The sequence below is a fragment of the Brevibacillus reuszeri genome, assembly GCF_002897295.1.
Classification (GTDB): Bacteria; Bacillota; Bacilli; order Brevibacillales; family Brevibacillaceae; genus Brevibacillus; species Brevibacillus reuszeri_A.
The window spans coordinates 1-12126 of the sequence record NZ_BEXF01000012.1 but is presented as its reverse complement, the minus strand read 5'-3'; the positions used below and the strand labels follow the sequence as shown (position 1 = coordinate 12126).

The 12126-nt window shown below is 47.7% G+C and carries 13 protein-coding genes; 12 read left to right on the top strand and 1 reads right to left on the bottom strand.

From position 1 onward, the window contains the following. The first annotated feature begins 29 nt into the window (after nt 1-29). The 6 genes from C3B52_RS19215 (at nt 30) to C3B52_RS19190 (ending at nt 3986) form a co-directional block, all read left to right on the top strand. Nucleotides 30-608, top strand: a complete 579-nt coding sequence (locus C3B52_RS19215; protein WP_103108022.1) for a 5-formyltetrahydrofolate cyclo-ligase — start codon at nt 30-32, stop codon at nt 606-608. Nucleotides 609-706: 98 nt separating this feature from the next. Then, a complete protein-coding gene (locus C3B52_RS19210) occupies nt 707-1222 on the top strand; it encodes a MogA/MoaB family molybdenum cofactor biosynthesis protein (protein WP_049742275.1) in 516 nt (171 codons plus the stop codon). Next, entirely contained in the window at nt 1216-2217 is a 1002-nt protein-coding gene (locus tag C3B52_RS19205) for a molybdopterin-binding protein (RefSeq protein WP_103108021.1), read from the top strand. Before C3B52_RS19210 ends, C3B52_RS19205 begins: the two co-directional genes overlap by 7 nt. Nucleotides 2218-2259: 42 nt before the next feature. Next, nucleotides 2260-2634, top strand: a complete 375-nt coding sequence (gene tatA / locus C3B52_RS19200; protein ID WP_103108020.1) for a twin-arginine translocase TatA/TatE family subunit — start codon at nt 2260-2262, stop codon at nt 2632-2634. 18 nt (nt 2635-2652) lie between these two features. Then, nucleotides 2653-3426: a twin-arginine translocase subunit TatC gene (gene tatC, locus C3B52_RS19195; RefSeq protein WP_103108019.1), complete on the top strand. Its 774-nt coding sequence runs from the start codon at nt 2653-2655 to the stop codon at nt 3424-3426. Nucleotides 3427-3575: 149 nt separating this feature from the next. Then, on the top strand, nt 3576-3986 hold the full coding sequence (locus tag C3B52_RS19190; protein WP_103108018.1) for a hypothetical protein: 411 nt from the start codon (nt 3576-3578) through the stop codon (nt 3984-3986). Between the two features lie 71 nt (nt 3987-4057). On the opposite strand, the gene C3B52_RS19185 is transcribed toward C3B52_RS19190, so the two are convergent. After that, complete coding sequence (locus tag C3B52_RS19185) at nt 4058-5395, bottom strand: CAP domain-containing protein (protein ID WP_103108017.1); 1338 nt, start codon at nt 5393-5395, stop codon at nt 4058-4060. Nucleotides 5396-5656: 261 nt separating this feature from the next. On the opposite strand from C3B52_RS19185, the gene groES reads away from it, so the two are divergent. The 6 genes from groES to C3B52_RS19150 all read left to right on the top strand — a co-directional run bounded on the left by groES (nt 5657) and on the right by C3B52_RS19150 (nt 11822). Next, nucleotides 5657-5941: a co-chaperone GroES gene (gene groES / locus C3B52_RS19180; RefSeq protein ID WP_049742269.1), complete on the top strand. Its 285-nt coding sequence runs from the start codon at nt 5657-5659 to the stop codon at nt 5939-5941. A gap of 54 nt (nt 5942-5995) precedes the next feature. After that, nucleotides 5996-7627, top strand: a complete 1632-nt coding sequence (gene groL, locus C3B52_RS19175; RefSeq protein WP_103108016.1) for a chaperonin GroEL — start codon at nt 5996-5998, stop codon at nt 7625-7627. A 237-nt stretch (nt 7628-7864) separates the two neighbouring features. Continuing rightward, a complete protein-coding gene (locus tag C3B52_RS19165; protein ID WP_103108014.1) occupies nt 7865-9172 on the top strand; it encodes an ABC transporter substrate-binding protein in 1308 nt (435 codons plus the stop codon). A 79-nt stretch (nt 9173-9251) separates the two neighbouring features. Next, the gene (locus C3B52_RS19160; RefSeq protein ID WP_103108013.1) at nt 9252-10211 is read left to right on the top strand and encodes a carbohydrate ABC transporter permease; all 960 of its coding nucleotides are present in this window, start codon (nt 9252-9254) and stop codon (nt 10209-10211) included. Nucleotides 10212-10221: 10 nt separating this feature from the next. Then, on the top strand, nt 10222-11043 hold the full coding sequence (locus C3B52_RS19155) for a carbohydrate ABC transporter permease (protein ID WP_103108012.1): 822 nt from the start codon (nt 10222-10224) through the stop codon (nt 11041-11043). Then, entirely contained in the window at nt 11040-11822 is a 783-nt protein-coding gene (locus tag C3B52_RS19150) for an HAD family hydrolase (RefSeq protein ID WP_103108011.1), read from the top strand. Before C3B52_RS19155 ends, C3B52_RS19150 begins: the two co-directional genes overlap by 4 nt. Nucleotides 11823-12126: the final 304 nt, after the last annotated feature.

Sequence of the window (12126 nt, the reverse complement as noted above, 5' to 3'; positions counted from 1 at the left end):
GAACCCGTGCAAAAGGAGAGCGGTTGAAAGTGGACAAAAAGGCGGATAAAAAACAGCTCCGAACCCATATTATGGAGGCGCGAAAAACGATGTCTCCAGTAGAACGCAAGCTTCGATCTGAGAGAGTTTGCAGTCATTTGCTGGCATGCGAGCAAGTGGTGAGCAGCAAAGCAATTATGGCCTTTCATCCTTTTGGAGCTGAATTGGATATTCTCCCGTTCATCGAGCAAGCGAAAAAACGAGGACAGGAAATCTGGCTGCCCCTGACGCTCCCGTCTGAGCGGCGTTTGGTTCCATACGTATTTAGCGGACCGGAAATGTTAAAGCAGGGAGTATATGGTATCTGGGAGCCTGATCCGGAAAAAGCGGTGCCTGCAGAAGTAGAAAAGCTCGACGTGGTGCTTGTTCCTGGTGTGGCCTTTGATCGATCAGGAGGACGCATGGGCTATGGAGGCGGCTATTACGATCGCTTTCTTGCAGGACTTATGCATCGCCCATTTTTACTAGGAATAGGTTTCTCCATGCAGGTAGTAGACCATGTACCGCTTGAGCCGCACGATATACCACTGGATGCTTTGGTGACCGAGGAAGGTCTTTTTCATTCGTGAACGTTTTGTGTCAGGAACTCTCTTTTCTGACAGTACTATCTACAGCACGGACAAAAAAGTGTACAATACTATCGAATGAAAAAACGGAGGAATGAGCTGTGGGCAAATGGAAGGTAGGCGTAATTTCGGCAAGTGATTCGATTGCCAGAGGAGAGCGGACAGATGATCGTATTCCGATCATTCGTCATCTGACAAGGGAATGGCTGCACGTAGACGTCGCTGTATACCGTGCCGTTACCGATGATATGGAAGACTTGAAGGAAAACATGATCGAATTCGTAGATCGGGAAAAGTGTGACCTATTGATCGTAACAGGCGGGACCGGTCTTAGCCCGCGCGATGTCACCCCGGAAGTGACAGCATGGGTGATGGACAGACCAGTTCCGGGGCTGGCAGAAGAAATGCGCCGTGCCGGCCTGCAGCAATCTCGTCGTGCGATGTTGACGCGTGCGGTTGCGGGTACGCGTGGAAACTCGTTGATTATCAACCTTCCTGGCAATCCGAAAGGCGTAGAGATCTGTTTCAACGCCATCGGCGATATGCTGGCGGATGCCTTGCACATTTTGCAGGGAACAGGAGAGGCCAATGAAGATTGGGGAGGATTGGGTTGGTAGAAAAACCACAAATGCGTGAAGTGCCTGTACGTGAAGCGATTGGGATGATGCTGCCACACGACATGACGCAAATTCTGCCCGGAGAATTCAAGGGCCGCCTGTTTAAAAAGGGTCATGTTGTTACGGAAGCAGACATCGAGCCACTCTTGTCGATCGGAAAAGAACATATTTACGTGCTGGAAATGCCAGAGGGCTACATTCATGAGGAAGAAGCGGGGATTCGTATTGCCAAAGCTGTTTCCGGCGAAGGCTTGACCTTGACACAGCCGTACGAAGGCAAAGTCTCGATGAAAGCATCGCGTTCCGGTTTGGCCAAGATTAACGAGGAAGCTGTTCATGCGCTCAATGCATTGGAAGGTATCGCATTTTCTACCACATATGGAGATCAGGTGGTCCATCCCGGTCATACGCTGGCAGCCACCCGGATTATCCCGCTGATCATGGAAGAGGCGCGTATTATAGAGCTGGAGGAGCTGGCGAAGCAGTTTGGTGAACCGATCGTGCAGGTAAAGTCTTTCCTGGATAAATCGGTTGGTCTTGTCACCACGGGAGGAGAAGTTTTTTCTGGACGAATTGCAGACAAATTCGGTCCGGTGATTCGCTCCAAGGTAGAGGCGCTCGGCTCAACGGTTGTGGAGCAGCGTTTTGCACCTGATGACAAAGACGCGATTGAGCAGGAGATTCACTATTTCCTCGATAAAGGTGTCGATTTGGTGCTGGTTACAGGCGGCATGTCTGTAGACCCTGATGATCGTACACCAGGAGCAATTGCAGGTGTAGGAGCTGAAGTGGTAAGATATGGCACACCGATGCTTCCGGGGTCCATGCTGATGGTTGCTTACAAAGGTGAAACCCCGATCCTGGGCTTGCCTGGGGCTGTTATGCATGAGTCATTTACTTCGTTTGACGTTTTTCTACCACGGATTTTGGCAGGAGAGAGAATTGAGGCTTCTGACATGACGAGGTTAGGTTATGGTGGTTTACGAAAGTGTTAGCTGGTTAGACTGACAATTAACAGGAAAAAGGAGTGAAGGCAAATGGGCAGTATCGGGATTCCTGGATTAATTTTAATTTTGATTTTGGCGCTTGTCCTGTTTGGTCCAAAAAAGCTTCCAGAGTTGGGACGTGCTGTTGGTCATACCTTGAAAGAATTCAAGAATGCGACGCGCAGTCTGACTAGCGATGAGGAAGACGATGATGATGCAAAGCGCAAGGAGCTGGCTGCAAAGGATACAAGCAAGGACGCTACTACTGCCAAGGCTGCGGTTGTGACAGAAAAGGATGCGTTTGACCGCGAAAAGATTGAGCGTGAAGTACGCGAGAGAATCGAACGCGAGCGCCTGGAAAAGGAAATCCGCGAAAAGCTGGAAATGGAGCGCACGCAGCTAGAAAAGGAACAGCAAAAGGCGTAATTGGGTAAGGTGGTTGCCATGACGGATCAAGAAATGACAGTGGTTGAACACCTGACGGAGCTGCGCAAGCGTATCATTTGGGTGTTGGCCGTATTTATTGTCGCGTTGATTGCCGGCTTCTTCTGTGCCGGTCCGCTCATTGAGTATTTGAAGCAAGAGCCGATTGCAGATGGAGTGCCGATCATCTCCTTGCATCCCTCGGACGCACTTCGCGTGTACATGCAGTTTGCATTTCTCATTGGAATTGTTGCCACTCTTCCTGTGGCACTTTATCATGTATGGCGGTTTGTTTCACCAGGCTTGGAGATTCACGAGCGCAGAGGGTCGCTTTATTTTATCCCGGCTGCAAGCTTTTTGTTTGTGACTGGCATTTTGTTTGGTTATTACGTGGTCTTTCCAATGATCATGAAGTTTATGACCTCGACGTCTGCCAGCATCGGGGTAAATCCTAACTACGGCATCGGCGAGTATTACGGATTTATGTTCAACATGGTGATTCCCTTCGGCGTGTTGTTTCAGCTCCCGATTATTGTCATGTTCCTCACACGTCTGCGTATTCTCAATCCGATGAGGCTGGCAAAGGTACGCCGGTTTGCCTATTTCGGGTTGACGGTTGTAGGTGTTACGTTGACGCCACCAGACATTGTGAGTGATGTACTGGTTATCATCCCTTTGCTGCTTCTATATGAGCTGAGCATTTGGCTGTCGCGAGTTGTATACCGCAAACAGCTGAAGGAGCAAGAGGAATGGGAAAGTGAATACAGCTTGGAAGCGGACGAGGTTGTTCGCTAAATACTTATGAAGTCTCCTGCTTTTAAAGCGGGAGGCTTTTTTTATTTGTTCTTTCTGTGGTGGGTTCGATTTCTTTACGCATGGATGTATATAACGGTGAGATGGGAAATACTAGGAAAGCTATTTGAGGGGAGGTGCATTCCAACAAGATGTGGCTGATTCTTTGTTTGGCGTTGTTTTTTTCCGGCGGGACAGCACAAGCAGCGGAGCAGGTAGAGCTGTTTGACTCTGATCAACAAAAGGTCGTCGGGACATTTGCCAATACCGAGGTGTTTCAGACTGAGGCACAAAAGCTTTTGCACAGTGTGAGTGGACGTGTGCTTGAGCTGAATCCTTCACTTGAGCACGCGATGATTGTCAGGATACCGCTAGCTCCTCCGCAGCACTTGACGCATTCCTCTTCGGGGATTGATACAGATATCGCGGAGATGTTTGTCATTATGCCGAAAAAGGGAAGCCGACCGCCATGGATGATTTTACATACCAAGCAATATGAGACGGTAGTCGTAGAGTTTGGAGCAAAAGTGGAGCAGCTTCGAAAACAGGTTCAGCTTCCATAAGCATAAGAACAAGGACAAACCCGGCCCGTCCGAAAAGAGGCGTGCCGAGCTTGTCCCAAGCGCCAAACCATTTAGTTGCGAGGTGTCAAAAAAGCTTGTGTGTAGTAGTCTGCGATCACTCCAACACCTAAGTGGGTAAAGTCCTTTTCCAAAACGTTTTTGCGATGACCAGGGCTATTCATCCAGCTTTCATGGGCTTCAATCGCATCGGGATAGCCTGCTGCGATATTTTCGCCTGCCATACTGTAGGGGATCGAGGCTTGCTTTAAACGGTCAAAAGGACTGGTGCCAGTCGTAGCGGAGACATGATCGAAGAAATTGTTCGCCTCCATGTCATGACTATGACCTCTTGCTACCTGGGCAGCCTTTTCATTCCACTGAAGCGCAGGCAGCTTGTAGCGATAGCGTGAAACGTTAACCAGATCAAGAATTTGACGCTCATATGCCCCGTTTACCAATTCCCGCTCTCCCACGCTGAGGGCAGGAGGGTTAAAATCAGGAGCCTTTCCTTGATAAGACCATTTGGTATCGTAAAAGCCCCCGCGCAATAGCATCTGTGTGTCGATCATGCGGACAGCCGTTACTTTATTGTCATTTTGCTTGTCCAAGTAATAGATAAAGGGAGTGCCGTTCTGCATAACCAGCGGGCGCTGCTGTTTTTGGTTTGTCATCTGGATTTGGGCACCCATATAAGAAAAGGAGACGATGTTTTGCAGGTCATATTGACGCTCTAGCGACTGCTGGCTCGTGCCGACACCGACATTGCCCAGTGTGGCTTGTGGAGCCAATGAGTACAGGTCGACTACTTTGTTGTTTGCTATGCCTACCTGTATGTATTTTGCCGGGTCACTATTATAGATCCACCATTGATAGCCCAGACTGCTCGGTTCGATGCGGACGGGCTTTCCTAATTCTTTGGTTACTTCCTCTGATGACATGCCGAGTGTCAATCCAAATAGAGTATGGGGAGACGTTTTTTTCCCGGTAGCAGGAGCCGTGGAGTCGCTAGGTGTCTTGGCGGTTGTACTGGCGGGTACGGCTGGTGGCAGAGCGGCTGGTGCAGCATCCGTGGGCGGGGTAGGAGCGACTGTAGGCTCGACAAATGCGGGAGGTTGTCCAACCCAGGCGAAATGGGTAGAGCTATCCCAGCCTACTGGCTTGTTCAGGTGGCGGCCAATGATGGACAACGGGACATAAACGGTACCGCGATACTCAATGGTGGCAGGGAGTTCCTTTCCGCCTTCTTTATAGTAGCCTGGCTTTTCGCTGGTGGCGATTTCCCTCCCATCCCAATAAATCGAGGCAGGATAAATATTGACACGAATAAAGGAAGTATTATCGGATGAGAAGAAGCGGCCAATCCCCAAGACACAGAGGACGACGATCCCAATCCAAAGCCATTTGTGCATGTGAGGGTTCCCTCCTTGAGAGTAGCTCTATTATGATTCTATGATTGATTTATATGACAGGGTCTGATTACTAGAACTGAATACTAGGGTGGCTGCTAGAAAAAAGGATTTAGAGATTTCAAATGGAAAAAAGTGAGGGAAACTACTTGCAAAGTACATAGTGATTCAATTATTATAGGAATTGGGTGTTAGCACTCATACAAGTCGAGTGCTAACAACAGCAAATTTGTTTACCTACATTTTTTGAGGAGGGTGTTTTTAGTGCTTAAGCCATTGGGTGACCGTGTGGTAATCGAAGCTATCTCCAAAGACGAAACGACTGCAAGCGGTATCGTTTTGCCTGATTCTGCAAAGGAAAAACCGCAAGAAGGCCGCGTAATCGCAGTAGGTTCTGGTCGTGTTGCTGACAACGGCGAGCGCATCGCGTTGGAAGTAAAAGACGGCGATAAAGTAATCTTCTCCAAATACGCTGGTACTGAAGTAAAGGTAGACAATAAGGAATACCTCGTGCTGCGCGAATCCGATATCCTCGCGATCATCGGTTAAGGCTCTTGACATAGGAAGTAGAACGAAAAACACATAACAGGAGGTAGAGTTCAGATGGCAAAACAAGTGAAATTCTCTGAAGACGCTCGCCGCTCGATGCTCCGCGGTGTTGAAACATTGGCAAACGCAGTAAAAGTTACACTCGGTCCAAAAGGCCGCAACGTGGTACTGGAAAAGAAATTCGGTTCTCCATTGATCACAAACGACGGTGTAACCATCGCGAAAGAAATCGAGCTGGAAGACGCTTACGAAAACATGGGTGCGCAACTGGTTAAAGAAGTTGCTACCAAAACAAACGACATCGCGGGTGACGGTACTACCACTGCAACTGTTCTGGCTGCAGCAATGATCCGTGAAGGTCTGAAAAACGTAACTGCTGGCGCTAACCCGATGGTTATCCGCCGTGGTATGGAAAAAGCAGTTCGCGCTGCTGTTGAAGAAATCAAATCCATCGCAAAGCCGGTTGAGAACAAATCCTCCATCGCGCAAGTTGCTGCTATTTCCGCTGACGATCAAGAAGTAGGAAACCTGATCGCTGAAGCTATGGAAAAAGTGGGCAAAGATGGCGTAATCACTGTGGAAGAGTCCAAAGGATTCGTAACAGAGCTGGAAGTTGTAGAAGGTATGCAATTTGACCGTGGCTACGCTTCCCCTTACATGATCACTGACACTGACAAGATGGAAGCAGTTCTCTCCAACCCATACATCTTGATCACTGATAAAAAAATCTCCAACATCCAAGAAGTTCTGCCTGTACTGGAGCAAGTGGTACAAAGCGGCAAACCTCTCTTGATCATCGCTGAAGATGTTGAAGGCGAAGCACTGGCTACTCTCGTAGTAAACAAACTGCGTGGTACCTTCACAGCTGTAGCGGTTAAAGCACCTGGCTTCGGCGATCGCCGCAAAGCTATGCTGCAAGACATCGCTGCTCTGACTGGCGGCGAAGTGATCACAGAAGAGCTGGGTCTGGATCTGAAATCCACCAAGCTGGAACAATTGGGCCGCGCTGGCAAAATCGTGGTTACCAAAGAAAACACAACTGTTGTTGAAGGTGCTGGCGACAAAGCTGCAATCGAAGGCCGCGTAGCTCAAATCCGTCAACAAATCGAAGATACTACTTCCGATTTCGATCGTGAAAAACTGCAAGAGCGTCTGGCTAAACTGGCTGGCGGCGTAGCAGTAGTTAAAGTCGGTGCAGCTACTGAAACCGAACTGAAAGAGAAAAAACTCCGCATCGAGGACGCTCTCAACTCTACTCGCGCTGCAGTAGAAGAGGGTATCGTACCTGGTGGTGGTACTACTCTGATCAACGCAATCAAAGCGGTTGAAGCGATCAAAGTAGATGGCGAAGAGGCTGTTGGTGTACAAATCGTACTCCGTTCCCTGGAAGAGCCAGTTCGTCAAATCGCAGCGAACGCAGGTCTGGAAGGATCTGTAATCGTAGAGCGTCTGAAAAAAGAAGCTGTAGGTATCGGCTTCAACGCTGCTAGCGAAGAGTATGTAAACATGCTCGAAGCTGGTATCGTAGACGCGGCGAAAGTAACTCGTTCGGCACTGTCCAATGCAGCATCTGTAGCAGCTATGTTCCTGACTACAGAAGCGGTAATTGCTGACAAACCAGAAGAAAACAAAGCTCCTATGGGCATGCCAGATATGGGTGGCATGGGCGGTATGGGCATGATGTAAGAAACGGAATACCGTTTCGAGAGAGAGGCAGACAATCGTCTGTCTCTCTTTTTTTGCTATGGGCTTTGGGTCAGCTGATGTGCACGAGGATGATTCTTATGAACTATTATCTGAAAAATACGAATATTTTGTTGAAAAAATATTTCCGAATTCTATAATAGATTGTAAAATATTACTACATAGAGAGAATTGCACAGAAGACAAGCAGCATAAATCTTGCATGGAGGAGATCTTTTGATGAGACGTGTAGGGGTTTGGTTGTTTTGTGTAGTGCTGATGCTAGTTTTGGCTGCGTGTAATGGTGGGACTTCAGCACCTGCGTCAGGAGGGCAGACTGAAGGATCGACGGCACCTGTCACAGAGCCGGCAAAAGGGGAGCCGGTGGAGCTTGTCATGTACAGCTGGCGTACAGAGGATAAAGAGGCGTACGCCAAGTTTATTGCTGAGTTTGAGAAGCAGCATTCCAACATCAAGGTAAAATTCAAATCGTTTAAATCAACGGAATACAACACGATTTTAAGTAATTCTCTCACATCAGGGACAGGTGTAGATATCGTACAGCTCCGTCCATACTCGGGTGCGACCTCGATTGCGGACGCAGGATATCTGCTGCCGCTGGATGAGTTAAAAGGAGTAGCAGAAATAGAGCGGACATACCTGGATGCAGCTCGTGGCAGCGATCAGAAGGTGTACGGGATACCACTCTCGATCAACTCCGCTGTCATTTTTTACAACAAGAAGCTGTTTGAGGAGAATGGCTTGGTCCCGCCGCAAACCTGGGATGAGCTGCTCCAGGTCTCCACGGAGCTGCAGAAAAAGGGGATCATTCCAATTGCCCAGGCTGGCAAGGCATCCTACCTGCTGTCAATTGCCCATAGTGTTATCGGGACGAGCTCCTATGGCGGAAACGAATACGTCGATCAGCTCTTAGCAGGGCAAGCCAAATTTACCGATGGAGCTTTTACGGAATCAATTAAGCGGATGCAAGAGCTGGCTCCTTTCTTCCCGCCTGATTTTATAGGTATTGATGACAAAGATGCGCAAGCTCTTTTTTACACGGGAAAGGCAGCCATGTATATCAACGGCAGCTACCGTCTGGAAACCTTTGAAAAACAAAGCCCTGATTTGCCGATTGATATCCTGCCGGCTTTAGCGAAGGAAAAGGGCGGAGAGACTCCTATGATTAACTGGGTGGATGGTTCTTATGGCATTGCCAAGTCCACCAAGCATCCAGAAGAGGCAAAGGTCTTTGTCGAGTGGCTCGCATCTAAGGAATTCGGGCAGATGTTTAGTGATGATCTGAATCGACTAAGCGCGATTTCTGGAGTCACTCCGAAACATCCATTGGTGCAGAAAATGACACAGCTAAGTGAAAAGAGCATGGCTCCCTTCCTGATGCTGGTTCACTTTGGCGAGGGGACTCCGACAACGAAGACCACGTTTGAAGATTCGCTCCAAGGGCTGTACATCAACAAGATCGATGTCGACAAAGTAGCAGGAGATACCCAAGCTTCTGCTGATAAATGGTTCAAACCGAAAAAGTAAGGCTGGAACGAGGAATATAGAGGTACAGTCGGGCCTGACTGCTTGGCTGTACCTTATTTTAAGGAGGAACCCCATTACCATGCCTGTACTGGAAAAAAAGACTGCGATCAAAACGGAGACGGCTAGCGCGCGGAGCGTGAATTGGAAAAAGCACATGGTTCATTTGTTTTTGTTACCTGCTCTGCTTTTCTACATTTGGTTTCAGGTATATCCAATTTTATCAGCATTTCTAAACAGCTTCTTTGCTTGGGACGGACTAAAGCGAGGGGCATTTATCGGTCTGGAAAACTTCGTACGGCTGTTTACCGAATCTCCTTTCCAAGAGACGTTTTTTCGTGGACTGGGCCATAACGTTATCTTTTTTATCGGAATCGTGATCACCAAGCTGGCAGTGGCTTTTCTGATCGCGCTCGTCATCAACAGCAAGATCCGTGGCAAAGAGTTTTTCAAAATGGTGATCTTTTTACCAAAGCTACTATCGGTAATTGTGGTAGGTTTCTTGTTTAGCCTGATTCTCAATCCTACTTACGGTGCCCTCAATACCTTTCTTGCGTTTATTGGACTGGAGGAATGGGCCAGACCGTGGCTTGGCAGCCCTGATACTGCCTTGTATACGATCATTTTGGTGAATAGCTGGTATGGTCTGGGGTTTGCAGTGCTTATTTTCCTCGCAGGCTTGCAGGCAATTCCTACAGAAATATACGATGCTGCAAAAATCGATGGTGCCTCTGGGCTTACCATGCTATGGAAGATGACGATTCCGCTGGCTATGCCCTCAATCATGGTGATGACGATTCTTAGCTTTATTGGAGCTTTTGAGACCTTTGAGCTTATTTTCGCGATGCAGGGCTCGCAGGCAGGACCTTATTTTTCAACAGATGTTTTGGCTACCTATTTTTACAGGCTGGCATTTGGCTCTGTAGCTGGCGGGGAGTCGATTGGGCTTGGATCGGCATTGGCGGTAGTGCTTTTCCTCATGATATCGAGTGCAACGGCCGTTCTGCTCTTTTTCTTTAAACGAAAGGAATATGAACAGTAGGAGGGAGAACATGACGGTACGTCTCGGGCAGTATGCAAAGTATCTTTTGCTGTCGTTCTTTGCCTTTTTAGCGCTTTACCCTATCTTTCTGATGATTGTCTCTTCTTTTAAAAGCAATATGGAGATCCTCACTGAACCGCTTGGGTTGCCCCATTCTTTATCGATTGAAAATTACGTTTCCGTGTGGGAGAAGGTCAACTTCGGCGCGTATGTGTGGAACAGCATCTATGTGAGTGGGCTGTCTGTCTTTTTCATCCTGTTTATCTCATCGCTTGCAGCCTTTTACCTGTCGCGCTACACGTTTCGCTGGAATTCGTACGTCCTGTTCTTTTTTATGATCGGCCTGATGCTGCCGATGAAGCTTGCTATTTTGCCGCTGTACATGATGATGCTTAAGCTGCAGCTTTTAGATACGCTTACGTCGCTGGTGATTTTGTATGTGGCGGGCGGCATTCCCTTTGCGGTATTTGTGTTCTACGGATTTTTTCGAACGCTGCCTACAGAACTGGATCAATCTGCAAGACTGGATGGATGTAATGGGTTTCAGGTGTATTACAAAATCATTTTGCCACTCATGAAGCCGGCACTTGCCACTGTGGGGATTGTTCATCTGATCGGAGTATGGAACGATTTCTTTTACCCGTTGATATTTTTGAAAAGCGAGGAGCTGAGTACTATTCCTTTGGGGGTGCTTACTCTGTTTGGTGAATACGATACAGAGTGGAATCTGCTTTTTGCCAGCCTTACCATTTCATCTTTGCCGATGATTATTGCGTTTTTGTTTGCTTCTAAGCAGTTTATCGAAGGATTGACGTCGGGGGCGATAAAATGAGCAAGCGGTGGGTAACTTTTGATTTGGATGGCACGCTTATGCAAAATCCTTTTGGGGCATGGGTTTTTCCGGAGATCGCAGAGGTGATCTCCGGGAAGCTTGGGCGAACGATCGATATTATTTCGGAGATGGTCGCCGAGCATGAGCTTCGGATGGAGCAAGGCAGGTATGTAGAGGCGTATGATTGGGATGATATTTTAGGCTTGCGATGTAAGCAGTTCGGTATGGAAGCGCCCTTTGAGATAGAGCCGTTGTTGCGAAAGCATGCGGTTGCACCTAAGATTAGTTTGCTGGAGCCAGGAATTTTAGAGGTATTGGGTTCGATCAAATCCCGTGGCTATTCGCTGGCGGTTGTAACTAATGGGTTTTACAAGTTCCAAGCCCCAGTAATGGAGGGCTTGGGATTACTCGATTACTTCGATGAAATATTGACGCCTGAAAAAGTGGGAACGGGAAAGCCTGATCCGAAAATGATTGATGTGCTGACAGGAGAGGTAGTCGCTCATGTTGGAGATAGGCTGGATCACGATGTTCAAATGGCCAATCGAAAAAATGTAACTTCTGTTTTCATTGATCGAAATCTCCCTGATGAATTAAAAGAGTTCGATCCTCGCCAGCGCTCGAGTGATCAGAGAATGAGAACAAGGTGCCTGGAGAAGTGGAAGAAAGAAAGTAGAAACACCACTGCTACTGCTCTTTCGAGTGTATTGATACCTGCAGTGGTGATTCATTCTATAGAAGAACTATTGACGATTTTAGGTGCGTGGAAGGGGGGGTAAAATTTATTCTTTCTTTTGCTTGCATTTCTGTTTGGAACTTGTTAAGATAGACCTTGTCGCTTTTGAGGGTATTTTTAAAGAGAATGAAAAAAACTTGAACTTCTAAAAATTAACCCTTGATTTTAAAAGAAAGACCTGATATAGTTTAAGAGGTCGGCGCCACGAGCGCTTACGACGAAAATGCTCTTTGAAAACTGAACAGCGAAAGCGTTAATGAGTCTATCATTAAATGATTTGCCAGCTTTGAACCAGTAACAAACTTTATTGGAGAGTTTGATCCTGGCTCAGGACGAACGCTGGCGGC

Coding starts and splice junctions, on each gene's coding strand:
- C3B52_RS19190 (WP_103108018.1), top strand. CDS start 3,576: ATGTGGCTGATTCTTTGTTTGGCGTTGTTTTTTTCCGGCGGGACAGCA.
- C3B52_RS19155 (WP_103108012.1), top strand. CDS start 10,222: ATGACGGTACGTCTCGGGCAGTATGCAAAGTATCTTTTGCTGTCGTTC.
- tatA (WP_103108020.1), top strand. CDS start 2,260: ATGGGCAGTATCGGGATTCCTGGATTAATTTTAATTTTGATTTTGGCG.
- tatC (WP_103108019.1), top strand. CDS start 2,653: ATGACGGATCAAGAAATGACAGTGGTTGAACACCTGACGGAGCTGCGC.
- C3B52_RS19150 (WP_103108011.1), top strand. CDS start 11,040: ATGAGCAAGCGGTGGGTAACTTTTGATTTGGATGGCACGCTTATGCAA.
- C3B52_RS19165 (WP_103108014.1), top strand. CDS start 7,865: ATGAGACGTGTAGGGGTTTGGTTGTTTTGTGTAGTGCTGATGCTAGTT.
- groL (WP_103108016.1), top strand. CDS start 5,996: ATGGCAAAACAAGTGAAATTCTCTGAAGACGCTCGCCGCTCGATGCTC.
- C3B52_RS19185 (WP_103108017.1), bottom strand. CDS start 5,395: ATGCACAAATGGCTTTGGATTGGGATCGTCGTCCTCTGTGTCTTGGGG.
- C3B52_RS19160 (WP_103108013.1), top strand. CDS start 9,252: ATGCCTGTACTGGAAAAAAAGACTGCGATCAAAACGGAGACGGCTAGC.